The 24,148-nt window shown below is 73.6% G+C and carries 23 protein-coding genes; 14 read left to right on the plus strand and 9 right to left on the minus strand.

What is annotated here, in order from left to right:
- The first annotated feature begins 1,031 nt into the window (after positions 1 to 1,031).
- The 4 genes from VF202_02305 (at position 1,032) to VF202_02320 (ending at position 5,008) form a co-directional block, all read left to right on the plus strand.
- Positions 1,032 to 1,823, plus strand: a complete 792-nt coding sequence (locus VF202_02305; GenBank protein HEX7038925.1) for a ParA family protein — start codon at positions 1,032 to 1,034, stop codon at positions 1,821 to 1,823.
- Positions 1,823 to 2,776 carry a ParB/RepB/Spo0J family partition protein gene (locus VF202_02310; protein ID HEX7038926.1) on the plus strand — a complete coding sequence of 318 codons (954 nt, stop codon included), beginning with the start codon at positions 1,823 to 1,825 and terminating at the stop codon, positions 2,774 to 2,776. Before VF202_02305 ends, VF202_02310 begins: the two co-directional genes overlap by 1 nt.
- A 104-nt stretch (positions 2,777 to 2,880) precedes the next feature.
- A complete protein-coding gene (locus VF202_02315; GenBank protein HEX7038927.1) occupies positions 2,881 to 3,360 on the plus strand; it encodes a peroxiredoxin in 480 nt (159 codons plus the stop codon).
- Between the two features lie 607 nt (positions 3,361 to 3,967).
- A complete protein-coding gene (locus tag VF202_02320) occupies positions 3,968 to 5,008 on the plus strand; it encodes a GntR family transcriptional regulator (protein HEX7038928.1) in 1,041 nt (346 codons plus the stop codon).
- 17 nt (positions 5,009 to 5,025) lie between these two features.
- On the opposite strand, the gene VF202_02325 is transcribed toward VF202_02320, so the two are convergent.
- From VF202_02325 to VF202_02340, 4 genes are read right to left on the minus strand one after another with little or no spacing between them, the layout of a single operon-like run.
- Positions 5,026 to 6,402, minus strand: coding sequence for a M14 family zinc carboxypeptidase (locus tag VF202_02325; protein HEX7038929.1), 1,377 nt, complete (start codon positions 6,400 to 6,402; stop codon positions 5,026 to 5,028).
- Between the two features lie 2 nt (positions 6,403 to 6,404).
- A complete protein-coding gene (gene nikC, locus VF202_02330) occupies positions 6,405 to 7,283 on the minus strand; it encodes a nickel transporter permease (GenBank protein ID HEX7038930.1) in 879 nt (292 codons plus the stop codon).
- Positions 7,276 to 8,223 carry a nickel ABC transporter permease gene (gene nikB, locus VF202_02335; protein ID HEX7038931.1) on the minus strand — a complete coding sequence of 316 codons (948 nt, stop codon included), beginning with the start codon at positions 8,221 to 8,223 and terminating at the stop codon, positions 7,276 to 7,278. The genes nikC and nikB overlap by 8 nt, the downstream gene beginning before the upstream one ends.
- 60 nt (positions 8,224 to 8,283) lie before the next feature.
- Positions 8,284 to 9,834 (minus strand): ABC transporter substrate-binding protein, encoded by a 1,551-nt coding sequence (locus tag VF202_02340; GenBank protein ID HEX7038932.1) that lies wholly within the window; start codon positions 9,832 to 9,834, stop codon positions 8,284 to 8,286.
- Positions 9,835 to 10,407: 573 nt separating this feature from the next.
- On the opposite strand from VF202_02340, the gene lysW reads away from it, so the two are divergent.
- The 6 genes from lysW to VF202_02370 are packed head-to-tail and all read left to right on the plus strand — an operon-like array spanning position 10,408 to position 15,724.
- Positions 10,408 to 10,572 (plus strand): lysine biosynthesis protein LysW, encoded by a 165-nt coding sequence (gene lysW, locus VF202_02345; GenBank protein ID HEX7038933.1) that lies wholly within the window; start codon positions 10,408 to 10,410, stop codon positions 10,570 to 10,572.
- A 6-nt stretch (positions 10,573 to 10,578) separates the two neighbouring features.
- Positions 10,579 to 11,439 (plus strand): lysine biosynthesis protein LysX, encoded by an 861-nt coding sequence (gene lysX / locus VF202_02350; GenBank protein ID HEX7038934.1) that lies wholly within the window; start codon positions 10,579 to 10,581, stop codon positions 11,437 to 11,439.
- A complete protein-coding gene (gene argC, locus VF202_02355; GenBank protein ID HEX7038935.1) occupies positions 11,436 to 12,479 on the plus strand; it encodes an N-acetyl-gamma-glutamyl-phosphate reductase in 1,044 nt (347 codons plus the stop codon). Before lysX ends, argC begins: the two co-directional genes overlap by 4 nt.
- Entirely contained in the window at positions 12,476 to 13,417 is a 942-nt protein-coding gene (locus VF202_02360; GenBank protein HEX7038936.1) for a [LysW]-aminoadipate kinase, read from the plus strand. The genes argC and VF202_02360 overlap by 4 nt, the downstream gene beginning before the upstream one ends.
- Complete coding sequence (locus VF202_02365; GenBank protein HEX7038937.1) at positions 13,414 to 14,592, plus strand: acetylornithine/succinylornithine family transaminase; 1,179 nt, start codon at positions 13,414 to 13,416, stop codon at positions 14,590 to 14,592. The genes VF202_02360 and VF202_02365 overlap by 4 nt, the downstream gene beginning before the upstream one ends.
- A 4-nt stretch (positions 14,593 to 14,596) precedes the next feature.
- Entirely contained in the window at positions 14,597 to 15,724 is a 1,128-nt protein-coding gene (locus VF202_02370; GenBank protein ID HEX7038938.1) for a [LysW]-lysine hydrolase, read from the plus strand.
- Positions 15,725 to 15,799: 75 nt separating this feature from the next.
- On the opposite strand, the gene VF202_02375 is transcribed toward VF202_02370, so the two are convergent.
- The 3 genes from VF202_02375 to VF202_02385 form a co-directional block, all read right to left on the minus strand.
- Positions 15,800 to 16,207 (minus strand): DUF1761 domain-containing protein, encoded by a 408-nt coding sequence (locus VF202_02375; GenBank protein HEX7038939.1) that lies wholly within the window; start codon positions 16,205 to 16,207, stop codon positions 15,800 to 15,802.
- 75 nt (positions 16,208 to 16,282) lie between these two features.
- Positions 16,283 to 17,251: a LysR family transcriptional regulator gene (locus VF202_02380; GenBank protein ID HEX7038940.1), complete on the minus strand. Its 969-nt coding sequence runs from the start codon at positions 17,249 to 17,251 to the stop codon at positions 16,283 to 16,285.
- A complete protein-coding gene (locus tag VF202_02385; protein ID HEX7038941.1) occupies positions 17,248 to 17,664 on the minus strand; it encodes a hypothetical protein in 417 nt (138 codons plus the stop codon). Before VF202_02385 ends, VF202_02380 begins: the two co-directional genes overlap by 4 nt.
- A gap of 350 nt (positions 17,665 to 18,014) precedes the next feature.
- On the opposite strand from VF202_02385, the gene VF202_02390 reads away from it, so the two are divergent.
- The 4 genes from VF202_02390 to VF202_02405 all read left to right on the plus strand — a co-directional run bounded on the left by VF202_02390 (position 18,015) and on the right by VF202_02405 (position 20,458).
- Positions 18,015 to 18,710, plus strand: coding sequence for an FMN-binding negative transcriptional regulator (locus tag VF202_02390; protein ID HEX7038942.1), 696 nt, complete (start codon positions 18,015 to 18,017; stop codon positions 18,708 to 18,710).
- 209 nt (positions 18,711 to 18,919) lie between these two features.
- Positions 18,920 to 19,198, plus strand: a complete 279-nt coding sequence (locus tag VF202_02395; protein HEX7038943.1) for an HU family DNA-binding protein — start codon at positions 18,920 to 18,922, stop codon at positions 19,196 to 19,198.
- Positions 19,199 to 19,343: 145 nt separating this feature from the next.
- The gene (locus VF202_02400; protein HEX7038944.1) at positions 19,344 to 20,246 is read left to right on the plus strand and encodes a hypothetical protein; all 903 of its coding nucleotides are present in this window, start codon (positions 19,344 to 19,346) and stop codon (positions 20,244 to 20,246) included.
- Positions 20,243 to 20,458 (plus strand): hypothetical protein, encoded by a 216-nt coding sequence (locus VF202_02405; GenBank protein ID HEX7038945.1) that lies wholly within the window; start codon positions 20,243 to 20,245, stop codon positions 20,456 to 20,458. The genes VF202_02400 and VF202_02405 overlap by 4 nt, the downstream gene beginning before the upstream one ends.
- A 23-nt stretch (positions 20,459 to 20,481) precedes the next feature.
- Here the strand turns inward: VF202_02405 and VF202_02410 are convergent, their stop codons facing one another.
- Both VF202_02410 and dnaE read right to left on the minus strand, forming a co-directional pair.
- Complete coding sequence (locus tag VF202_02410) at positions 20,482 to 21,390, minus strand: aminoglycoside phosphotransferase family protein (protein ID HEX7038946.1); 909 nt, start codon at positions 21,388 to 21,390, stop codon at positions 20,482 to 20,484.
- 92 nt (positions 21,391 to 21,482) lie between these two features.
- A partial coding sequence (gene dnaE / locus VF202_02415; protein ID HEX7038947.1) for a DNA polymerase III subunit alpha occupies positions 21,483 to 24,148 on the minus strand: 2,666 nt, incomplete at its 5' end.

The following is a 24,148-nucleotide window of genomic DNA, read 5'->3' on the forward strand; positions in this document are numbered from 1 at the left end:
GACCCGCTACGGGGAGCAGTACCGCTAGTTCCCCACTTGGCCCGCGGTACCGCTGGTTCCCCGCTTCCGCTCGCGGACGCGAGCGGGCAGTCGCGCGCGCGGGTGCAGCGGCGCGCGCCGCTGGCTGAGGACGCGCAGCCCAGGGTCCGCGGGCGGGCACCGCGAGCGGAGGCTGCGTCGGTCGCGTGGCCGGTCCTGCGCCGGCGCGAGCCGCGGGCGCACGGGAGCTACACGCGGTCCCCACCGCCTGCCGGTCCTGGACCCTTGGCGGCCGGCGACGGCCAGGGCGAGCGACCGACGCTCTGTGCGCCCGGTACCCTGTCTTCCCCGTTTCCGGGGTGCCCGTGGTTCCCCGGTCCGCGGCGGCTTCGACAGCCGGTCGCCGAGGCGAAGCGGGGCGACAGACGCGCCATGCCCGGCAGCGCAGGTCTCGCTGCGGGACTCCGAGGGACGTGGAGACGTCGGTCCCGGCCCGGCGTTCGCCCCGGTCGAGGCGCGGCCCGTCCGCACGCCCCCGGCTCGTGCGCGCCTTGCCGACCAAGTGGGAACGCGGGGGTACTCGCGGCCGGTCGGGTGGGCGCCATAACGCTATGGCGGGTCGGCGTTCCGTCGGGTGGTGCGTAGCGGCTGTCCGTCGTGTCGTCGCCGCGAGCAGGGGGCCGACGTGATGCGAGCCCGGTCGGTGACCGCTCGCCGAGGACCGACCGGACCGGGCAGCGGGACGGCGTCGGAAGTCCGGGCGGGCGCACGGGGGCCGCCGGGCCGAGCCGGAGTAGCCGCCGCGGCCGAGGGCGGCGAGGGCGACCGGGTGCGGCCTGGCCGGACGCGGGCGTGAGGCGAGGCGCTGGGACCACGACGCGCGGCCATAACGTTATGGCGGCCGGCCTAGCCGCCGGCGGACGGCGGGCGGCGCGCGGGTATCATCGACCCATGACCGAGCGCGAGGGTAGCTCGCACGAACGGGTCGTCGCGACGCTGGAGGGCGCGGTGGCCGCGGGGCGGACCGTCGGGACGGGAGCTGCGGCGATCCCATGAAGGTGCTGACGTTCTTCAACCACGCCGGCGGCGTAGCGAAGACGAGCACCGTGCGTGACGTCGGCTTCGTGCTGGGCGAGCGAGGCCACCGCGTCCTGCTGATCGACCTCGACCCGCAGGCGAACCTGACGCGGTGGCTGGGCGTGGACGACGCCGAGCTCGCGGAGACGGTGTACCCGGGCGTGATGCCGACGGCCGACGAGGAGCTCGACGACCCGGACGTCGAGCTGGCGCTGCCCGCTCCGAAGCGCGTGCACGGCGTCGACCTCATCCCGAGCCAGCTGAACCTGGCGATCCTCGAGCGGGAGATCCTGAACGTGTTCATGGGGGTGCTGCGGCTGCGGGAGGCCGTGAGGAAGCTCGAAGGCTACGACTACGTGCTCATCGACCCGCCGCCCAGCCTCGGGCAGCTCTCGGCGCTGGCCGTAGTCGCGGCCGACAGGGTGGTGGTGCCGCTCCCGACGAACAGGAAGGGGCTCGACGGGCTCGGCACGGTGATCAAGATGGTGCGCGAGTACCGCAAGGCGGCGCCCGGCCTCGACGTGGCGTTCTTCGTGCTGACGCAGCACGACAGGCGAACCCGGCACGACCGCGAGAGCCTCGAGGCGATCCGCAAGCAGCTCGTGAACATCGCGCCGGTCTCGACGCCGCTCGCGAGCCGGCCGGCGTACTACTCGGACGCGCAGGTCGCCGGCGTCCCGGTGCCGCTCTACGCCCCGGGCAGCGAGGCCGACGCGGAGATCAGGGCCGTCGCCGACGAGCTGCTGCGGGCGGTGGAGGGACGCTGATGGCCAAGCGCAAGGGCGGCATCGACCGCGCCGCGGTGTTCGAGGCGATCCTGGGCGGCATCGCCGAGCCCGAGGAGACGGTCGGGAGCGCGACTACGGTCCCGCTGCGGGCGATCCGCTACAACAGCCGCCAACCGCGCAAGCACATCTCGGAGGCGGGCCTGCACGAGCTGGCGGCGAGCATCCGCGACAAGGGCGTCTTGGAGCCCGTGATCCTGCGGCGCGTGGGCGGCGGCTACGAGCTCGTCGCCGGCGAGCGTCGGACGCGGGCCGCGGCACTGGCGGGCCTCGACGAGGTCCCCGCCGTCGTCGTGGACATCGACGACCGCGGCGCCCTCGAGATCGCGATCATCGAGAACCTCCAACGCGAGGACCTGAACGCCGTGGAGGAGACCGAGGCCGTGCTCGGCCTGCTGGAGCTCTACCTGGACATGGACAGGCGCGAGGTCGTACAGCTCCTGCAGGCGCTCTACAACGAGGAGCGCGGGCGCATCACGTCGCGGAAGGTCGGCGACCGTGAGCGCGAGGCGGTGAGGGCGCTGTTCGAGCGGCTGGGCCGCTTCAGCGTCACCTCGTTCGTCAGCAACCGCCTGCCGATCCTCGACTTCCCGGAGAGCCTGCTGGCGGCGGTGCGCGAGGGGCGTCTGGCGTTCACGAAGGCGCAGGCTCTCGCTCGGGTCGAGGACCCGGACGACAGGGAGAGGTTGCTGGCCGTGGCGATCGCCGAGGACCTGTCGCTGAGCCAGATCAGGCGGCGCATCACCGAGCTGCGCGCCGGTCGCGAGGCGCTGGCGCGGCGTCGTCCCGCCGGGGCCCTCGACCGCACCCAACGGCTCGTCTCCACCACCAAGCGGCTCCTGAACAAGCGCCGCCTGGTGCAGCTCCCGCCCGAGCGCCTGGCGCGCGTGAACGCGCTGCTGGAGGAGCTCAAGAGCGAGCTAGAGGACGAGTAGCTGCCCGCCGGCGGGCCGTCCCGCACCGCTACGGAGGGCGCGGCGCCGCGTCGCTATGGTGGCCCGTGAAGCGCCGGCGGTCGCCGGTCGCGAGGAGGCTCGACATGCTGAAGGTCGGAACAACCGCCCCAGACTTCGCGCTACCGGACCAGGACGGCCGCGTCCACCGGCTAGCGGACAAGCGCGGCTCGTGGGTCGTTCTGTACTTCTATCCGAAGGACGACACGTCGGGATGCACGAAGGAGGCCTGCGCGTTCCGGGACGCCATGTCCGATCTCGGAGACCTGGACGCCGTCGTCCTCGGGGTGTCGGCGGACGACGAGGCGAGCCACAGGGAGTTCGCCTCCAAGTACGGTCTGAACTTCCCGCTGCTGGCAGACGTCGACCGTCGGGCCATCGAGGCGTACGAGGCGTGGGGCGAGAAGGAGCACGAGGGCGTGAGGTACGAGGGGATCGTGCGCGTGACGTACCTCATCGACCCGGCGGGCAGGGTGGCGGAGACGTGGCTCGTCACCGACCCCGAGGCGCACGCTGCCGAGGTGCGCGAGGCGCTGGCTAGGCACGCCGGCCGCGTGTCCGCTTGAGCCGACGCGGCCGCGCGCACTAGGTCCCGCGTGCGTCGTCGACGGGCGAGCGGCCGTCCGGCAGGGCGGCCGCCGCACGCCGTCGCGGCGGCCCTCGAGCCGGCGGCCACGGCGGGAGCCCGCGCGGGACGGCGCGCCGCGTGGTACCACGGGTAAAGGGGGAAGGAGCGGTACCGCGTCGTCCGTGCGGCGAGCCGGCGAGGCACGCGTCTGCGACGGCATGCGAGCACGTGGTCGCGCTCGCGGCGCGCCGGAAGTGGGGAAGACGCGGTACCGGTCTCGACCGCGGCGGCGCCGGGACCTCGCGCCGCCGGTCGGGCCCCAGGCAGGGCCGGAGGCGAGGAGGAGGTCGGGCGCGGAGGCGACGTGAGCCGCGAAGGACCGTCGAGCTCGAGAGCGGGAGCGATTCGCAGCGCTCGTAGAAGCGGGGAAGGGGGGAAGATGCGGTACTTGGGATCCGTGAGCGGGAGAGGAGCGGTACCCATGCCGGAGAGGGGCGCCGCGACCGGTGGGGGAGAGGAGGGGTACTCGCGGCGACCCCGGGGCCGAAACGGGGAAGGCGCGGTACCGGGACGCGGGAGCGGGCGGCGCGCCGCGCCAGAGAGCGATGGGTGAGAAGGGGCCGGCGTTCGGGTCGGGGCGCCCGACGGTGGCGGGGAAGGGCGAGCGCCTCAAGCAGGTGGTCGTCGAGCGCATCCGCTCCGGCGTCTACCCGGTCGGCACGCGCCTGCCGGGCGTGAGGTCCGCCGCTCGGGAGTTCGGGGTGCACGCCAACACCGTCAGCCGCGTCTACGGGGAGCTGGCGGACGCAGGCCTGCTGCGCACCGTGCAGGGCAGCGGCACCTTCGTCGTCGACGTGCCGGGCCCGGCCCAGGCCCGCCAGGCGCTGGCCGAGCTGAGCGCGGGCCTGCGGGCCCTGGCGCTGCAGGCGCGTCGGCTCGGCCTCTCCCGGGAGGACTGGGCGCGGCTCGTGGACGAGGCCGAGGCGGAGGGCTTCCGAGCCGAGGGGCCGACGATGTGGTTCGTCGAGCGCGCCGCCCGCGACGCCGAGGAGTTCGCCGCCAGGCTCTGCACCCTGCTGGAGCGGCCCGTGCTCCCGCTACCGACGACGGAGCTGCCCCGGCGCAGCGGGGAGCTGGGCGGCCCCGGCCAGCTCCTGGTCACGACGCCGTTCCAGCTGGAGGAGGTCGAGGCGTTGGTGGGTGCCGAGCACGAGGTCGTGAGCGTCAACGTGGTGCCCACGACCGAGACGCTCGTGCGCCTCGCCCGCCTGAGGCCCGACGCCCGCGTCACGATCGTCGCCTCGCACGCCGGGGCGCTCGCCCGCTTCGCGGCGATGGTGAAGACCTACACGCGCCGCGAGCCGGCGGCGACGGCGGTGATCGACGACGCCGACGCGCCCGGACTCGTGCGCCGCGCCGAGGTCCTCGTCGTCAGCCGGTCCGCCCACGAGCGCGTCGCGGGCTGGGGACCCACCGGCGAGGTGATCGCGATGCGGTTCCAGATCGAGCCCACGTCCATCGCCTACCTCCGCGAGGTGCTGCGGAGGCGCGCCGCCGGGGAGGGGCGAGGCGCCAAGACCGACGACGTGCGAGCCGCCGACGCCGACGACGTGCGAGGAGCCGGCGGCGAGGGCGAGGGCGGCTGAGGTCCCGCCCGGCCCGCCTACGCCCCCGGCACGACCCCGCTGTCCAGGACCGCGAGCATCGCGCCGTACTGCACCTCCACGAGCCGCTTGATCGGGATTGGGGAGCTGTCGAGGTTCGTCTCGACCTCGGTCGCCCAGCGGTCGAGGTGCGCCTCGAGGTCGGCGAGCGCCGCGCGCAGCGTCTCGTCCTCGCGGGCCCCCAGGTGCGCCTCGAGCGAACGCCGCAGCATGCTCGCGATCAGCAGCCTGTAGAACGTGCCGACGTAGAGCTCGTCGGCGCGCTGCGCGACCGTCGCCGGCTCGTCCATGCCCTCGGCCGTCTCGGCCCAGCGGCGCGTGGTCTCGACGTGCGCGTCGTAGAACCTCGCGAAGGACGCGACGGTGCGGAAGAACCTCTCGCCCTGGTCGACGTGCGGACGCACGCGCTCGAGCACGTCCTCCAGGGCGTCGGCCATCTCCGCGGTCTTGTCGGCGCCGGCCAGCACGACCTCGCGCCGCGTCAGGCCGGAGGGGCTCGTGTCCTGGATCACCGGCGACTGGAAGTAGGGGAGCTCGGTCACGATCGTGAACGTGTCCGCGAGGCCGAGGGAGCGCAGGTAGTCGAAGCTGCCGGCCCCGCCCTGGATCAGCTCGGCCGGGTCCTTGCCGGGAGGTCCGTACCTCTCGTAGTGGTCGTAGGCGTCGGTGACCAGCGGGCTCTTGTAGACGGCGGGGTGGAGCTCGACGGCCCAGGGCATCTCCGGCTCGCCGAGGGACATGAACAGGCCGCGGGAGCGCGGTATGGCGTGGAGCTTCCCGTAGGCCGCGGGCACGTCGTGGCTGAGGTAGTAGTAGACGCCGCCGAAGCCCGCGTTGTGGAGCGAGTACACGAAGTGGGGGCGCACCAGCTCGAGGGCGCTCATCAGCGCCCGCGTCTCGGGGATCGGGTCGTCGAACGCGAACGTCTTGTACCTGATGGGGAACGTCCACTCGACCTGCTCCACGCTGCGCGGGCGGTAGAAGTGGCGGGCGTAGTTGCGGATCGTGAACGGCCCGCCGAACCAGCCCTCGTTGAGGACGGTCCCGTCGGGGTCGACGCAGGGCAGCAGGTACCAGGAGCGTCCGCGCCTGAGGTCCTCGTTCGCGACCAGCTCGCCCAGGAGGAACTGGACGAGCATCGCGCCGATGGGCTCGTTGGGGTGCGGCAGGGCGTAGAGGAGCATCCGCTGCGGTCCGTCGCCGATGCGGACCATCTCGATCGGCCTGCCCTGGGTCGAGGCGCCGACCCTCACGATCGAGGCGAGGTGCGGATGCTCGTCGGCGACGGCGCGGGCGCGGTCCGTCATCTCCGCGAGCGTGAGGAAGCGGTCGTAGTCGGGGACGCGCGCCAGCGCGGCCGCCAGTTCCTCGGTCATGCTCAGCCTTTCTTGCCCTTCGGGTCGAGGGCGTCTCGCAGGCCGTCGCCCACGAAGTTGAAGCCCAGGACGACGACCATGATCGCCAGGCCCGGCCAGGTGATGAGGTTGGGGGCGCGGCGGATGAAGTCCTTGCCCTCGGCGATCATCGCGCCCCACTCCGGCGTGGGCGGCTGCACGCCCAGGCCCAGGAAGCCGAGCGCGGCGCTGGCGAGGATCGCCTCGGGGATGCCGAAGGTCGCCGTGACGATCACCGGCGTGAGGACGTTGGGGAGGACGTGCCTGAACATCACGCGCCACCGGCTCATGCCGGAGGCGCGCGCCGCCTCGACGTACTCGACGTCGTGGAGGGCCAGCACCTGCGCCCGCACGAGCCTGGCGTAGATCGGCCACGACACGAGCCCGAGCACCCACATGACGTTGAAGATGCTCGGCCCGAACACCGCGATCACGGCGATCGCCAGGACGAGGAACGGGAAGGCGTAGAAGATCTCGACGGCGCGCATCACGAGCTCGTCGAACCAGCCCCCGAGGTAGCCGGCCAGGAGGCCCAGCACGGTGCCGATCGTCGCGGCGATCGACACGACGACGACGCCGATGACGAGCGAGATCCGCGAGCCGTGGATCAGCCGCGACAGGATGTCGCGGCCGAAGTTGTCGGTGCCGAGCAGGTGGCCGGGCGAGCCAGGGGGAGCGTAGGCGTTGACGAGGTCGAGCGTCAGTGGGTCGTGCGGCGCGACGGCCGGCGCCAGCAGGGCGGCGCCGAGCATCACGACGAGCACGACGCTGCCCACGACGGCGAGGCGGTTGCGGACGAACGACCGCAGGACGCGGCGGCCCTGGCCGGAGCGCGGGGCGGGGGCGGCGGCGACGTCAGCCATAGCGGATCCGCGGGTTGATCGCGGCGTAGAGCAGGTCGGTCAGCAGGGTCACGAGCATGAAGCAGGTCGCGAACACGAGCACGGCGCCCTGCATCGTCGGCAGGTCGCGCTGCCTGATCGCGTTGATCGACAGGAGGCCGAGGCCCGGCCACGAGAACACCGTCTCGATGATCACGGCGCCGCCGAGGAGCGCCCCGAACTGCAGGCCGGCGGCCGTCACCACCGGCAGGAGCGCGTTCCTGAGGGCGTGCCTGAACAGCACCCTGCCCGGCCGCACGCCCTTGGCGCGGGCCGTCCTGACGTAGTCCTCGCCGAGGACGTCGAGCATCGTGTTCCGCGTGAGGCGCGTGAGGATCGCCGCCAGCGAGGTGCCGAGCGTGACCGCGGGAAGGACGAGGTGGCTCGCGTAGTCGAGCACCCCGTCCGCCAGCGACCCGATGCCGCGGATCGGCAGCCACCTCAGCTCGAGCCCGAAGACGATGAGCAGGATCAGGCCCAGCCAGAAGTTCGGCATGGCCACGCCCACCATCGCGAAGCCCATCGCCAGGTAGTCGCCGGCCCCGTTGTGGCGCGCGGCGGCGAAGACGCCCAGGGGCACGGCGATGAGCAGGGCGACGAGGAGGCTGGCCGCCGTGAGCACCAGCGTGTTCGGGAAGCGCTGGAAGACCTGGTCGGCGACGGGCTGCCGGCTGGTGATCGAGGTACCGAGGTCGCCGCTGAGGATGCCGCCCAGGTAGTTCCAGAACTGCTGGTACCAGGGCAGGTCGAGGCCCAGCTCGCGGCGGAGCCTCTCCACGTTCTCGACGTTGACGCTCTCCGAGCCGAGCATCAGGCGGATCGCGTCGCCGGGAGCGAAGGAGACCAGCGCGAACGTGATGAAGGCGATGCCGAGGAGGACGGGGACCATCCCCAGCAGGCGGCGGGCTGCGTAGGCGAGCATCCTAGGTGCGCGCGGGGGAGGACGCCCCGGCCTGGCGCCGGGGCGTCCTCGGGTCCGGGCCTACTCGACCCAGACGTTGTTCTCGAGCGACACGAGGTGCAGCCCGCCCCAGGGCACGACCCAGTCGTGGACCCTCTCGCTGACCACCGAGTAGCCGAACTCGAAGTAGAGCGGGATCGCCGCGCGGTCCTGCATGATCAGCCGCTGGGCCTCGAGCCACAGGCGGTTGCGCTCCGCGAAGTCGACGGTCCGGCTGGCCTCGTCGAGCAGCGCGTCGACATCCTCGTTCTCGTAGAAGTGCGTGTTCGTCCTGCCGGCGTTGCTGCTGTGGAACAGGGAGTAGAGGCCCGTCGTGCCGGCGAAGCTGTAGTCGAAGAACACGCCGGTGTCGTTGCCGGTCTGCAGGTCCTCGGCCCAGACCGCGGTGTCCTGCTGCTGGAGGGTGGCGTCGATGCCCAGCTCCTGCAGCTGCGTGACGAGGATCGTCAGCACGCGCACCTGCGAGCCGGCGATCGTCTTGATCGCGAAGCTGAGGGGCTCGCCGTCGCGCTGCAGCACGCCGTCCGGCCCGGGCGTGAAGCCGACGCTCTCCAGGATCTCCAGCGCCTCCTCGGGGTCGTACTCCCACAGCTCCTCGAGCGTCGGGTCCTGCTCGAAGTCGACCCACGGCGGCACCTGGCCGTAGGCGCGGTGACCGAAGGGCTCCACGACCGCCGCGACGGCCGCGTCGATGTCGATGGCCTTGCTGATGGCGTCGCGCACCTCGAACTCGTCGAAGGGCGGGGTCGTGACGTTGAAGCCCAGGCCGCGGTAGGAGCCGCCGCGCGGGTAGAGCTCGATCCCGGGCGCGTCCTGGAGCTGGGCGACGGAGTCGATGTTGAAGAGGTAGGGGACGACGTCGACGTCGCCGGCCTCGACGGCGATCGTCTGCACCGTGGGGTCGGGGATGAACACGAACTCGACCGCGTCGAGGTACGTGTCGAGCCAGTAGTCCTCGTTCCGCTGGAAGGTGAGGTTCTGGTCGGGCGTGAACGAGGTCAGCTCGAACGGTCCCGAGCCGATCGGGTGGCGCGCGAAGCCCTCCTCGCCGAGCTGCTCGATCGCCTCGTGCGGCACGATCACCACGCGGGCCAGGCGGTTCACGTCGGTCACGAGGAACGGGTCGGGCTCGGCCGTCGTGATGCGCACCGTGTAGTCGTCGACGGCCTCGACGCTGGTGACGTTGCCCAGCGTGAACGCCGTGGAGACCTCGAGGAACCGGTTCACGGAGTAGACGACGTCGTCCGCCGTCACCTCGCGCGACTGGCCCTCGGGGAAGACCTCGTTGCCGTCCTGGAACATCACGCCCTGCCGGAGGTGGAACTCCCAGGTCGTGTCGTCGACGGCCTCCCAGGACTCCGCGAGGTGGGGGACGGGCTGGAAGTCGTCCTTGCCGATGACGAACAGCGGGTCGAAGACCAGAGACGACGCGTTGATCTCGTCGTTCGCAGCCGTCTTGTACGGGTCTAGCTGCGTGATCGACGTGTACGCGATGCGCAGCGTGCCTCCCCGCTGCTGCGCCAGCGCCGTCGCGCCCACGAGCAGCGCGAGAGCGACAACCCCCACCGTCACCAACCTGCGGGCTTCCTGCACTGCGGTCCTCCTAAACGCCGACGAGCACGAGACCCCTGCGTGGGGCGAGGTCCGTGCTCGGGCCGGGAACGGACCCTAGGCGTGACGCCTGGGAGGGTCCGTGCGACACTGTATATGATTCGGTCCAACCTCACGAAGTCGCGCGGGGGACGCGCCTCGCCCCGTCCCGGTGGCGGGGTGGGCCCCGGCCAGCGGGGCCGAAACGACGCCGACCGCCCGCCGCTTTCGAATCGAAAGCCGCGGCGCGATGACCCGGGCGGTCCGACGCCCGCTCGGCCCTGCGCCTTTCGAACTGCCGGCGGCGGTGGCGAAGGGCCTTCATCAGGGATTCTGCGCGTTGCTGCCGAGGAGAACGCCGAGCTTGACACGCCGACGAGACCTGACCTAAGCTGCCGCACGTTCGCGCTCGCCGGACCACGGGCGCGACCGCGGACTTTCGAAACGAAAGCCGGGCCGAGACGAGGCCGGTCGGGCGTGCCGTGCCCTACCGCCGGCGGAGCCGTTCCGCCGCGGGGGCGGTCGGCGGGCCATGAGCCGGTAGAGGAGGACGAGGTGGAGAGCTTCGAGACCGACTACGGGCGCGTGCGGCTGGACCCCAGCCAGCTGATGCTGGGCGAGCTGGTGGTGACGGACGAGGGGGTGGAGCTCGAGGTCGTCGGCCTCGACCCGCTCCGCCTCGAGCCGGCTCCGGAGGTGGCCGAGGACTGGGGAGAGTGAGCCGCCTTGGGCGGTGAGCTGACGATCGCCTACGACAGGGTGCGTCCCGAGGAGCGGCTGCTGTTCGAGGCGTGCGAGGCCGCGGGCGTGCGGTACGAGCCGCTGTACGTGCCCGACCTGGCGCCCGAGCTGGGCGCGGCGGACGGCCTGCCGGGGGAGGGGGCGGTCGTACTGCTGCGCTGCGTCTCCCAGTGGCGCACGCTGGCTCTGGCGCGCTGCCTGGAGGCGAACGGGGCTCTCACCGTCAACCCCTCGCGGGTCATCGCCGTCTGCGGCGACAAGCTGGCGACGTCCGCGGCGCTAGTGGCGGCCGGCGTGCCCACGCCGCGCACGGGCGTGGCGTTCACCGCCCGGGCGGCGCTCGACCTCTGCGAGCGCCTCGGCTACCCCGTGGTGTTCAAGCCCCTGGTGGGCTCGTGGGGCCGCATGGTCTCGCTCGTCGAGTCGCGCGCCGCGGCCGAGGCGCTGCTCGAGCACAAGGAGGTCCTGGGCGGGCCCGAGCACAAGGTGCACTACGTCCAGGAGCTCGTGGCGAAGCCGGGCAGGGACATCAGGGCCTTCGTCGTCGGCGACCGCGTGGTCGCGGCCATCTACCGCACCTCCGTGCACTGGATCACGAACACGGCCCGCGGCGGCGTCGCCAGCCGCTGCCCCGTGACCGACGAGCTCTCCCGGGTCGTGCTCGCCGCCGCCGCGGCCGTGGGCGGTGGGGTCCTGGCCGTCGACGTCGTCGAGTCGGCGGCCGGCCTCCAGGTCATCGAGGTCAACCACACGATGGAGTTCCGCAACTCCATCGACGTGACCGGCGTCGACATCCCCCGGGAGGTCGTGACCTACGCCGCCTCGCTCGCGGCCGTCCCGGCGTGAGCGTCACCGTCACCGTTGCCGTCCTCGGCGCCTCCGGCTACGCCGGCGGCGAGTTCCTGCGCCTCGCGCTCGGTCACCCCGGCCTGACCGTCGCCCAAGCGACGAGCCGGGAGCACGCCGGCCTGCCGGTGCACCTCGTCCACCCGAACCTGCGCGGCGTCACCGACCTCCGCTTCGAGCACCCCGACGACCTGCGGCGCGCCGACGTGGTCGTGAGCGCCCTGCCGCACGGCCGGCTCGCGGGCCGGGTCGACGAGGTCGCCGGGAGCTGCGAGGTGCTCGTCGACCTCTCGGCCGACTTCCGCCTGCGGTCACCCGAGGCCTACCGGCGCCACTACGGGGCGGACCATCCCCGGCCCGACCTCCTGGGCGCGTTCGTCTACGCGAACCCGGAGCTGCACCGGGCCGAGCTGCCCGGTGCCGCGCGCATCGCGGGCGCGGGCTGCATCGCCACGGCCGCGGTCCTCGGCCTGGCGCCGGCGGTGGCGGCCGGCCTGCTCGACGGGGAGCGCGACGGGGTCGTCGAGGCGAAGGTCGGCAGCAGCGCCGCCGGCAGCACGGCCGGCCCGTCCACGCACCACCCGGAGCGCGCCGGCGTGGTCAGGACCTACGCCCCCACCCGCCACCGGCACCTCGCCGAGCTCGAGCAGGAGCTGCCCTGCGCGCCGCGCCTCCACCTGACGGCGACGGCCGTCGAGCGGGTGCGCGGCGTGCTCGTGACGGCCCACGTCTTCGTGCGCGACGGGGTGAGCGAGCGCGACGTGCTCGCCGCGTACCGCGAGCGCTACGCCGGCGAGCCGTTCGTGCGCCTGGTGCTGGCGCGGCGCGGCAACCACCGCGTGCCGGACCCCAAGGTCCTCGACGGCACGAACTTCTGCGACGTCGGGTTCGAGCTCGACCCAGACACCGGGCGCCTGGTGGTGATGGCCGCGCTCGACAACCTCGTCAAGGGCACCGCCGGCCACGCGCTGCAGGCGCTGAACGTCGCCCTCGGCCGGCCCGAGAGGGACGGGCTCACGTTCCCGGGGCTGCACCCGTGAGCCGGTCCGACCCGTCCTCGGCCAGCACTCGTCCGGCGGCAGCGGCGGCCACCGGCACCGGGGCCGCGGCCGCCTCGTCCCTCGCGGCGGCCGCCGCCTCGTCCGGGCCGGCCGCCGTCCCGCCCCCGACCGCCGCGCCGGTGGTCGTGAAGGTCGGCGGCGGCGACGGGGTTGACCTCGCGGCCGTCTGCGCCGACGTCGCCGCGCTGACCGCGTCCGGGACGCCGCTCGTCCTGGTCCACGGCGGCCACGCCGAGACCGACCGCCTGGCCCGCGCCCTCGGTCGTCCACCCGTGTTCGTGACGAGCCCCAGCGGGCACGTCAGCCGCTACACCGACCGCGCCGCGCTCGAGGTGTTCACGATGGCCTACTGCGGCAAGGTGAACAAGGGGCTCGTCGAGCGGCTCCAGGCGCTAGGCGTGAACGCGGTCGGCCTCTCCGGCCTCGACGGCCGGCTGCTCGTGGGCCGGCGCAAGGAGAGCGTGCGCTCCGTCGAGGCGGACGGGCGCGTGCGCGTCCTGCACGGCGACCACACCGGCACGGTCGAGGAGGTGAACGCCGCGCTGCTCCGGCTCCTGCTGTCGGCGGGCCACGTCCCCGTGCTCTCGCCGCCGGCCCTTTCGTACGAGGGCGTGGCTGTCAACGTCGACGGCGACAGGGCCGCGGCGGCCGTCGCCGCCGCCCTGGGCGCCGCGGCGCTGCTGCTCCTGTCGAACGTCCCGGGGCTGCTCGCCGACCCCGGCGACGAGTCCACGCTCGTGCCGCGCCTGACCGACGAGGCGGAGGCGATGGAGCTGGCGCGGGGCCGCATGAAGCGCAAGGTGATGGCCGCCTGGCGGGCCCGCCGGTGCGGCGTGCCCCTGGTCGTGATCGGCGATGCGCGCGCGGAGAGCCCCGTGCGGCGGGCGCTCGCGGGCCACGGCACGGTGGTCGCGTGAGCGCGGGACCGCTCACCCGCGCGCTGCTGGCGGAAGAGGCGCGTCACGGGCCCGGCCTGTACGCGCAGGAGGTCGCGTTCGTGCGCGGCGCCGGCACGCGCCTCTACGACGCCGACGGTCGCGAGTACCTCGACTTCGCGGCCGGCATCGGCGTCGCCTCCCTCGGCCACGCGAACGCGCGCCTGGCGTCGGCCGTCGCCGAGCAGGCGTCGCGGCTGATCGTCTGCCCCCAGGGGTACGGCAACGACGTGCGCGCGGCCTTCCTGCGGCGCCTTTGCGAGCTCGCCGGCGGCGGCCTGCGCCGTGCCTTCCTGTGCAGCTCCGGCACGGAGGCGAACGAGGCGGCCCTGAAGTGGGCGCGCGCCGCCACCGGCCGGACGAAGGTCGTGGCGGCGCGCCGCGGCTTCGCCGGACGCACGATCGGCGCCCTGGCCGCCACCTGGGAGCCGCGCTACAGGGCGCCCTACGAGAGCCTCCTCGGCGCCGTCGACTTCGTGCCCTACGGCGACGCCGAGGCCCTCGAGGCCGCCGTCGACGAGAGCACGGCCGCCGTCGTGCTCGAGCCCGTCCAGGGCGAGGGCGGCGTCAACCTGGCGCCAAGCGGCTACCTCGCCGCGGCGCGCGACGCCACGCGAGCCGTCGGCGCCCTGCTCGTCCTCGACGAGGTGCAGTGCGGGGCCGGCCGCACGGGCCGCTTCCTCGCCGCCCACCACGACGGCGTCGCGGCCGACGTCGTCACGCTCGCCAAGGGCCTCGCCGGCGGGGTCCCGATCGGGGCGACGCTCATGACCGAGGAGGTGGCGCTGGCGCTGCCGCCGGGCGGCCACGGCACGACGTTCGGCGGGAACCCGCTGGCCTGCGCCGCGGGGCTCGTCGTGCTCGACGAGCTCACCGCCGGCGGGCTCATGGCCAACGCGGCGGCGATGGGGGAGAGGCTCCTAGCTGGCCTCCGGTCCCTGGTCGGGCCGCGCGTGCGCGAGGTCCGCGGACGCGGCCTGATGGTGGGCCTGGAGCTGCGCGAGCGGGCCGCGCAGGTGGTGGCCGAGCTGAGGCGGCGCGGCCTCGTGACGGTCGCCGCCGGACCGAACGTCGTCCGCTACCTGCCGCCCCTCACGGTCTCGGCCGGAGAGGTCGACGAGGCCGTGGCGATCACGGCGGCGGCGCTGGCGGGGTGAGGCGGTGAGGGACGCCGACGCCGTGGCGCTCCTCGAGCGCCTCGTCGCGCTACCGAGCCCTCCCGGCGGGGAGCGCGCGGCGGCCGACGCGCTGGTGGCGGCCATGGCCGCCACGGCCGACCGCGCCTACGTGGACGAGGCGGGCAACGCCGTCGGGGAGTGGGGGCGCGGGCCCGTGAACGTCACGTTCCTGGGGCACCTCGACACGGCGCCAGGATGGCCGCCCGTGCGCTGCGAGGACGGCGTCCTGTACGGCAGGGGCTCGGTGGACGCCAAGGGGAGCCTCTGCGCCGCCGTCTGCGCCGTGGCGCGCAGCCGCACGGCCTGGCCGCAGGCGCTGAGCGTCCGCGTGATCGGCGCTGTCGAGGAGGAGGCGCCCAGCAGCCGCGGCGCCCGCCACGCCATGCGCGCGTACCCGCGTCCCGACCACCTGGTCGTGTGCGAGCCGAGCGGGTGGGACCGCTACACGGTCGGCTACAAGGGCGCGCTCGCCGTGACTCTGAGGGGCGTGACCGAGGCGCGCCACGGCTCCCGCGACGAGCCGAGCGCGGCCGAGCTGGTCGTCGACGCGTTCGCGGCGGTGCGCGGCTGGGTGGCGGAGCGGAACGCGGGCGTGGAGGGCATCTTCGACAGGCTCCAGCTGCGGCTCGTGCGCGTCTCGAGCCGCTCCGACGGGCTCGCGGAGCGGTGCGTCGCGCGCCTCGGGCTCCGCCTGCCGCCCTCGCTGCCGTGGCGTCGCGCCGCCGACGCGCTGCGGGCCCTCCCGCTGCCCGACGGAGTCTCGCTCGCGGCCCGGCACGGCCTAGACGCATGCCTCGGCGACGCCCGCAGCGAGCTCGCCAGGGCCTTCAGGGTGGCCGTGCGGGAGGCGGGTGGGTCGCCCTCTCCCGTGCGCAAGGCCGGCACCTCGGACTGGAACGTCGTGGCGCGCAGCTGGCCGGTACCCACCCTGGCCTACGGGCCCGGCGACTCGAGCCTCGACCACGCGCCGGACGAGCGCCTGCCCGTCGCCGACTACCTCAGGTCGATCGAGGTAGTCTCGCGCGCCCTCCAGGAGCTGGCTGCTGCGGGGCCCAGGGACCGGGAGCCGCTCGTCGGCGACGCCGCCGGGTCGCAGTCCACCTCCACCTGAGCCGTCCGCCGAAACGCCCCCCTGAGCCGCCGGCCGGAACCCCTTCCTGAGCGGCCGGCCTCGGGGCGCGAAGCCTCAGGCCCAGGCCCCGACGATGGCGCCGGCGACGACCAGGCCCACCACGTGGTAGCCGAGGTCGATGAGGTAGAGCGACGTCTTGCGTCCCTCGTAGAGGAACGTGATCGCCAGCAGGGTGCCCCAGATGCCGAGCGCGACGAGCAGGCCCAGGCCCGCGCCGCCGAGGAGGCCCGTCACCGGGGAGTTGAGGACGAGCACGGCGAGGACGAAGCAGGTGACGACCTCGAGTAGGAAGGTCCACAGGTAGGAGATGGAGGCGCCGCCTCCCTGCGCGATCTCCTCCCTGGTGCGCCCGAGCGCCTCCATCCACGGCTTGCCGAACAGCGCCCCGTACCACAGGGCGCCCACGGCGAAGTACGCGACGGCCGACACCAGCACCGCCCACACGTTGACGTTCCAGACCATCTCCTACCTCCGACGGCGAAGGCTGCAGGTACCGCCTCATGATGCACCGCGTGGAGGCGCGACGTCACACGTTCCTCAGGACAGGCTCATCCGGCGAGCGGCCGCCTCCGGCTCCGCCCCATCCCCCAGGGTCGTCGGTTCGTCCGTGGCGCCGCCGAGCGGCGGCAGGCCGCTGGCGGGGAACATCTCGCGCAGGCGTTCCAGGAACACCCGCACGGCCGGCGTCTTGAGGGAGCGGGGCAGGATGGCGACGCCGACGCTGCGCTCGACCGTCTCCGCCAGCTCCAGCGCGCGCGTGCCCGGGGGCAGGACGTCGACCGTGAGCGCCGGCATCAGCGCCACCCCGAGGCCGCGTGCCACCAAGGCCAGCATCGTCGAGTCCTCGCCGATCTCGTACGCCGGCCGGAACGTCGGGTCGACGTCGAGCAGCGCTCCGCGGATGGGCCAGCAGCACGGCCCGCCGCTGATGATCACCGGCTGCCGCACGAGGTCGCGCAGCGAGGCCGGCTCGCCGCGTGCGCCGTCGTCGTCGCGCACCACGGCGACGTACGGGTCGCGTACGAGCTGCCAGTAGAGGACGTCCTCGGCCTGAGATGACATGGTCAGCGCCACGTCGGCCCGCGCCGAGCGGAGGTCGACCAGGGGGTCCCGCGCCCAGCTCGATACCTCGCTGACCGCTACGCGCAGGCCCGGGTGCGTCTCCCGCAGCGAGCTCATCACCGGAGCGAGGACGTGGACCGCCAGGGAGCGGATCGCGCTGACCCTGAGCTCGCCGCGCAGCTCCTCGCGCTGGGTCGTCGCCTCCTGGGCTATGGCGGCGAGCGCCGACTCCACGAGCCTGGCGTGGTGGGCGACGCGCTGCCCGACCGGAGTGGGCGCGGCCCCGAAGCGACCGCGCTCGAGCAGGCGGACGCCGAGCTCCTCCTCGAGCTCGGCGATGGCGTGGGACACCGTCGACTGGGACACGCCCAGCTCGAGCGCCGCCTCGGAGAAGCTGCCGTGCTCGACGATCGCCAGCAGCGCGCGCAGGCCCTGGAGCCTCATGAGGGCAGTCTAGCGGCGGGACGCGCTCGTCCCCGTCGGCGCGCGAGGCGCAGCTGCGGGTCCCGCGCCGCCAGCGGCTTCGCGGCCTGCCGCTCCTCGGCGCGGCGCAGCTCCTCGGCCAGCAGGTCCTTGAGGCTGGCCGCGGCCTCGGCGGCTCGCGCGACCTCGCGCTCGCGCCGCCGCGCGTCCGCGAAGGCGAACTGCCGCGACCACTCCCTAGCCAGCTCCAGCGGGTCCATCGCGAGGAGCTCGCGCGGCTCGAACCGCCGCAGGAAAGGCCCGTCGAACAGCGCCCCGTGCCAGGCGGGGTGGAGGCGGGAGAACGCCTCCGCGGCCCGCGCGAGGGCGGCGCGCTCGCGCCTCTCCCGCCGCACCTCGTCGAGCCACTCGGTGAACATCTGCCAGCGCGTCACGTCCGCCACCTCCTCGGTCGCCCCGCGGACCGGGGCACGGTCAGGCTAGGCGCGGCGACGCGGCAGAACAAAAGCCGGCGTCGATACGCGCCGGCGTTCCATCGGGGCTCTCGATGCGTCGGTCACGGGAGCCGTGGCCGAGTCTCGCTCTCCCGATACCGAGGGCCCGCGCCGCCGTGGGGGGAGCGGCGTCGCGGGCCGACGCGGAGTGTACCGTGTCACCGGTAGGTAGACACTGGGCCCGAGAGCACTGTCGGGCGCGCGCTGGCGCCGGCTGGGCCGGGCGCCCACCGCGTCACCGTCAAGGCGTCGGCCGCCCTCGCGGCGACCTTGTGATTAGCCTTGGTGGCGTGTACATCCCCAGCAGGTTCCGCGAGGACGACAGGGAGTGGCAGCTCGAGTTCATGCGCCGTCACGGCTTCGCCGTGGTCGTGTCGGTGAGCGAGGGGCGGCCGGCGGCCACGCACCTGCCGCTGACGGTGAAGGTCGCGGGCGAGGAGGTGTTCCTGCGCGGCCACTTCGCGAAGGCGAACCCGCAGTGGCGCGGGCTCGAGGACGGCGAGGTCCTGGCCGTGTTCAACGGCCCGCACGCCTACGTCTCGCCGCGGCACTACGACGCCTTCGAGAGCGTCCCGACCTGGAACTACCTGACCGTGCACGCGCACGGCGAGGCGCGGGTCATCCACGACGCGTCCGCGAACGAGGAGCTGCTCTACGAGCTGGTGCAGCACCACGAGCCCGGCTACTGGCAGCGGTGGCAGAGCCTCTCGCAGCGCTACAGGGAGGGGATGCTGCGGGGCATCGTCGGGTTCGAGCTGCGCGTCACGCGCCTCGAGGGCAAGGCCAAGCTCAGCCAGAACAAGACGGCGGAGGAGCGTCGGCGCATCGCGGCCTGGCTCTCCGCCAGCGACGACCCGCTGGCGCGCGCCACCGGGGAGGAGATGACGCGGCGCGAGGAGGCCGAGCGGGGAGAGGGGCAGGACGAGAGCGGGCGGCGCGAGGAGGCAGGCGACGCAGAGAGGCGCGAGGAGGCCGAGGCGCGCTAGCGCGGACGGCGCGGCGGCGGCTCCCGAGCAGACGACGGCGCCTGGCGTCCCCGACGGGCTTCCCGGCGGACGAGCCGCTCACCGGAGGGGCCCGACCGGGGGACCGCGGGGAGCGTTCGCCGCCCCGGCGGTGCGCGCGCCTCCACGGCCCGTGCCGCTCTGCCGTGCAGGACGCTGCGCTGGCGCATATGCTCTGGCCGGAGGGCGTTATGAACAAGTCAGACCTGATCGACCACGTCGCCAGCCAGGCCGGCCTCAGCAAGAAGCAGGCCGGAGCCGCCGTCAACGCCGTCTTCGACGGCATCCAGGCGCAGCTAGCCAAGGGCGGGAGCGTGAGCATCACGGGCTTCGGCACGTTCGACGTCCGCAGCCGCAAGGCCCGCACCGGCGTCAAGCCGGGCACCGGCGAGCGCATCAAGATCCCGGCCAGCAAGGCGCCCGGCTTCAAGGCCGGCAAGACCTTGAAGGACGCGGTCAAGGGCTCCTGAGCGGCTAGGCCGTGACCGCAGCGCGGGGCGGCGCCTCGGCGCGCCGCCCCGTCGTGTTCCAGGGCGACCGGCGCGCCCGCGCCGGGGCCGCCCACATGGCGACGCCGGCCCCACGCCGTCGCGGAGGGGCGACGAGGCCGCGGGCGTGTGGTTCGCTGTGGCGAGGTCGGAGCTGGGGAGGACCGTCGTGCGCTCGTTGGCCCTGCTGGCGCTTCTCGCGGCTGCCTCGGCGGCGCTGGGGCAGGTCGCGCCCGTGCCGTCCGTCAACCGCAACACGGTCCTCGACCTGCTGGTGTTCCTCGCGCCCGGGTTCATCGCCATCAAGCTGTTCCAGTGGGTCTGGACCCAGCTGATCAAGCGGGCGGAGCGGACGAACACGATCAGGCTCGAGCTGGTGCAGATCGGCACGCTGATCTTCGCGCTCCTGCTGAGCCTCCTCGGCGGCTGGCTGGCGTTCGTGGTGATGCGCCTGCTGTGGCCCGAGCGCGACCTCTTCGCCTACCTGCAGGAGCCTCCCGTGGTCAGCGGGGCGATGTTCCTCAGCCTCGCGGTGCACACCCTCTTCGCGCTCGCCCTGGCGGCGGTCGCCGCGTGGTCGCTCCACGTCCTCGACGGGTGGTTCCACCTGGTGCCCGAGCCGAAGAAGAGCCCGTGGGCCCAGCTCTGGGAGGAGACCTACGACAAGGCGCGCCACGTCGTGACGGTGCGCATGGGCGGGGTGACCTACTTCGGGAAGCTGAAGTACGTCGACACCAGCGGCGCCAACCGCGACATCATCCTCGAGGAGCCCAAGCAGTACTTCGACGAGACGGGCGAGGCCGTCCAGGAGGGCGAGGTGCTGCTCATCCGCGACGTCCAGCAGCACCAGCTGCTCCTCGTCGACCTCGAGGAGGAGGAGAGGCTGCGCGACCGGGAGCGCTCCGGGGGCGACAGGGACGGGCGCGCGGCGGTCCCGGGGGGCGGGGCCGCCACGGACCGGGCGGACGGTGCCGAGGACTCGTCGCCGGCCCGCGACGTGCCCTATAGTGGCGATGGAGGTGACGCGTGAGCGACGTCGTCGTCGAAGCGGGGTTCATCCGCCTGCGGCACGTCGGTGAGGTCATCACGGAGGGCCCCGAGATGACGCCGGAGAACGTCGATCTCGTGGTCCACGCGCTGCGTCGCGCCTCGCAGGCTCGCGCCCGCGCTCGCGAGGCCAGGGCGCGCGTCGCGCCGTCCTCGGACCTGCCTCGGGCGGCCTCGCTGCAGCGCGCCGAGTGACCGCCCTCTGACCTGCGCCAGGACTACTGACCTCCGATCAGGTCCTCGACGATCGCCCTGGCGTTGGCTCGCCAGCCGAACTTGAGGCCCGCCGTGGCCACGGCCTCGGGACCGCGTCTGCGCGCCTCGGCGTGCGTGATCAGGGCCTTCCACAGCGCCCAGCCGCGTCCGCGGGCGAGCGTGGCGTCGTCCACGGGGAGCGCTCGCCAGAAGACGTCCCTGCTGCTGCCGGTGAAGAGCGTCCAGGCGATCGCCGTGTCGCAGGCCGGGTCGCCCACGGCGCAGGCGCCGAAGTCGATCACCGCGGCCAGCCGGCCGTCCACCGCCAGGAGGTTCGAGGGGGTCATGTCCCCGTGCACCCACACTGGCGGCCCGCGCCACTCGGCGGCCAGCACCGCCTCCCACACGGCCAGTGCCGCGTCCGTGTCGATCTCGTCGTCGAGCTCGTCCACGGCGGCTCGGGTCTCGGCGTCGTAGGTGCTCGGGTGTCCGCCGCGGTGGGCGCTGTGCTCGCCCGCCGGCGGCCCGTCGGTCGCGTCGACCTCGTGCAGGGCGCCTAGGAACCCCGCCAGGTCGCGGGCGAACCGGTCCAGGTCGGCGATCGCACCGGGCAGCGCGGGTCGGCCGTCGAGCCAGCGGTAGACGGACCACGGCCACGGGTAACCGCGGCCGGGCTCGCCCCTCGCCAGGGGCACGGGGACCGGGAGCGGGAGCCGCGGCGCCAGGTACGGCAGCCAGCGGTGCTCCTTGTCGACCTGCGGTACGTAGCCCTCGGCGGTGGGCAGGCGGACGGACATCGTGTCGCCGAGCCGGAAGGTGGCGTTGTCCCACCCGCTGAGCTCGACCGGTGTGACCGGCAGCTCCGCCCAGCGCGGGAACTGGTCCCTGACCAGGCACCTCACCAGCTCTGGGGTGATCCGTGACCTGTCCATCAGGGGGCACAGGGTAACAGCGGGTGCGGTCGGTGGCGGGAGCCGGTGCCGGGCCGACGCTGGCCAGGGTTCGGGCCTCGCTCGGCCGGTCTTCACCCGAAGTGGTACCCGCGCACGTGGATGGGCCCGGCGACCTCGGCCAGCCGCAGGGCCTTGAGCGTGAGCTGGTGGCCGGTGTCCTCGACGACGCCGTCCACCACCAGCATCGAGGCGTCGCGCAGCATCACGCGCTGCTCGTCCCACAGGTCGGGCGAGATGATCACCTGCGCCCTCACCGGCCCGTCCTCGATGACGAAGAACGCGAAGCCCTTGGCCGTGCCCGGACGCTGCCGGCCGACCACCAGCCCGCCCGTGAGCACCCGCGTCTTGCGCGGCGTGCGGCGCAGGCGCAGCAGCGGCACGCAGCCGAGCTCCCTGAGCTGGTCGCGCACGAGGTCGACGGCGTGGACCTCGAGCGTGCTCATGCGCGTCGTCTGGTAGTCCCACACGAAGCGCTCCGGCAGCGTCATGCGCGGCAGGTCCGGCGTCCTCACCGGCGGCGTGAACAGCGCCCGCGAGCCGGGAGCCTGGGCGCCCGCCAGCACGCCGGCGCGGTAGAGGGCCTCGCGGCGCGTCTGCACCGCGTCGAAGGCGCCGGCCCGCACGAGGGACTCGACGACGTCGCGCTCCAGGGCGACGCGCTGGTGGAGGTCGTCGACGTCGCGGTAGGGCCCGTGGGACAGGCGCTCGAGCATGATCGCCCGCGCCGCCTCCTCCGACACGCCCGTGATCGCCGAGAGGGGCGGGCGTATCGCCTTGACCTTGCCGCCGCCGGGGTCGTCCACGCGCTCGACGCGGAAGTGCACGCCGGAGCGGTTGACGTCGAAGGGCAGGAACGGCACGCCCCAGTCGCGCGCCTCGTGCCGCTTCGTCTGCCGCGACCACATGCCCGGCTCCTCGGTGAGGATCGCAGCCATGTACTCGGCGGGGTAGTGCACGCGCAGCCAGCCGCTGGCGTAGGCGTGCAGCGCGAACGCCCAGGCGTGCGACTCGGCGAACCCGAACCCCTGGTAGCCCTTCACGGCCTCGAAGACCTGCTCGGCGACCTCGCGAGTGCAGCCGACGTGCCGCATCGCGCCCTCGACGAAGCGCCGGCGGTCGGGCTCGATGTCCTCGAGGTCGGAGAACCCGGAGACCTTCTTCCTGAAGCGGTCGGCCTCGATCCAGCTCATGCCGGCGAAGTGCACGGCGATCCGGAGCACGTCCTCCTGGAACAGCAGCACCCCGTAGCTCTTCGAGAGCACCGGCTCGAGCGACGGGTGCCAGTACGTGACCGGCTCGAGGCCCTGGCGGCGGCGCAGGTACGGGTGCACGGTGCCCGACTGGATGGGTCCGGGGCGTATGAGCGCGATCTGGTGCGCGAGGTCCTTGAGGTTGCGGCTGCGCATCACGCGGCTCGTGTGCTGCTGGCTGGGGCTCTCGACCTGGAAGAGGCCGAGCGTGGCGCCCTCGCTGATCAGGTCCCAGACGCGCTCGTCGTCGGGCAGGTCGGCGAGGTCGAGCCACACGCCCTCCATGCGGAACACCTCCTCGCGGGCGCGCTCGAGCGCGGAGAGCATCCGCAGGCCCAGCAGGTCGAGCTTGATCAGGCCCATCGCCTCGGCGTCGTCCTTGTCGAGCTGCAGGAGCTTGATGCCGCCCGTGGAGCGCTCGAGGGGCGAGAAGTGGGTCAGCGGGTGGCGCGAGAGCACGACCCCGCCGGAGTGAGGGGCGATGTGCCGCACGTGCCCGCGCTCCATGCGCGAGAGGAGGTCGATGAAGACGTCGGCGACCGGGGCGTCGCCCAGCACCTCGCGCAGCGCCACCTCGGCCTTCTCCACCGACGCGGGGCGCAGGCCCCTGAAGTCGCGCCCGAGCGCCTTGGTCAGGCGGTTGCGCAGCTCGGGCGGCAGGCCGAGGGCGCGGCCGACGTCCTGTATCGCCAGCGGCATGCGGTAGGTGATCTTGTTGCAGACCATCGCCTCGGTCGTGGCGCCGAAGCGCTCCTCGACCCAGGCGAGCACCTCGTCGCGGCGCGACGAGGAGACGTCGATGTCCACGTCCGGCATGCTCGTCTTGCCGGTGTGGAGGAAGCGCTCGAAGAGGAGGTCGTGCTTGAGGGGGTCGGCCTGCGTGACGCCGAGCAGGTAGCAGACGATGCTCGCCGCCGCCGACCCGCGCCCCGCCGCGAGGATGCCGCGCTGGCGGCAGTAGTCGGTGACCTCGGCCGCGACGAGGAAGAAGTCGGCGAGGCCCAGCGCGCGGATCGTCGCCAGCTCCTTCTCGAGCCGCTGACGGGCCGTGGTGAGCGCCTCGCCCTCGTAGCGCTGCAGGAGGGCGGCGTAGCAGCGCTCCTCGATGTGCTCCTCGGCGCTGCGGCCGTCGGGGACGCGCGCCTTCGGCGGGATCAGGCGCTCGGGCAGCAGCTCGAAGTGGCTCCGCTCTGCCACCCAGTCGGCGTTCAGCGCCGCCTCGGGGAAGGGGAGGCGCTCCATGACCTCCTCGGGCGAGGGGAGGTGCTGGCAGGCGTTCTGCGGGCGCTTGGGGTGCGGCTCCTGCACGCTCACGCCGAGGCGCCCGCAGACCAGCGCGTCGTAGAGGCGGTAGTCGTCCGGGTCGAGGTAGCGCACCTCCGGCGCGGCCACGACGGGCAGCGAGAGGCTCTGCGCCAGCCGCCTGAGCACGCGGGCGCGGCGCTCGTCCCAGCGGTAGCGGTCGTGGAAGAGCTGCACGTAGAGCC

This window comes from Trueperaceae bacterium (genome assembly GCA_036381035.1).
GTDB lineage: Bacteria > Deinococcota > Deinococci > Deinococcales > Trueperaceae > DASRWD01.

Bases quoted from the DNA above. Each gene is read 5' to 3' on its own strand.
- VF202_02305 (HEX7038925.1), top strand. From the start codon at position 1,032: ATGAAGGTGCTGACGTTCTTCAACCACGCCGGCGGCGTAGCGAAGACG.
- VF202_02410 (HEX7038946.1), bottom strand. From the start codon at position 21,390: ATGGACAGGTCACGGATCACCCCAGAGCTGGTGAGGTGCCTGGTCAGG.
- VF202_02310 (HEX7038926.1), top strand. From the start codon at position 1,823: ATGGCCAAGCGCAAGGGCGGCATCGACCGCGCCGCGGTGTTCGAGGCG.
- nikB (HEX7038931.1), bottom strand. From the start codon at position 8,223: ATGCTCGCCTACGCAGCCCGCCGCCTGCTGGGGATGGTCCCCGTCCTC.
- VF202_02380 (HEX7038940.1), bottom strand. From the start codon at position 17,251: ATGAGGCTCCAGGGCCTGCGCGCGCTGCTGGCGATCGTCGAGCACGGC.
- VF202_02320 (HEX7038928.1), top strand. From the start codon at position 3,968: ATGGGTGAGAAGGGGCCGGCGTTCGGGTCGGGGCGCCCGACGGTGGCG.
- VF202_02395 (HEX7038943.1), top strand. From the start codon at position 18,920: ATGAACAAGTCAGACCTGATCGACCACGTCGCCAGCCAGGCCGGCCTC.
- VF202_02325 (HEX7038929.1), bottom strand. From the start codon at position 6,402: ATGACCGAGGAACTGGCGGCCGCGCTGGCGCGCGTCCCCGACTACGAC.
- VF202_02375 (HEX7038939.1), bottom strand. From the start codon at position 16,207: ATGGTCTGGAACGTCAACGTGTGGGCGGTGCTGGTGTCGGCCGTCGCG.
- VF202_02315 (HEX7038927.1), top strand. From the start codon at position 2,881: ATGCTGAAGGTCGGAACAACCGCCCCAGACTTCGCGCTACCGGACCAG.
- nikC (HEX7038930.1), bottom strand. From the start codon at position 7,283: ATGGCTGACGTCGCCGCCGCCCCCGCCCCGCGCTCCGGCCAGGGCCGC.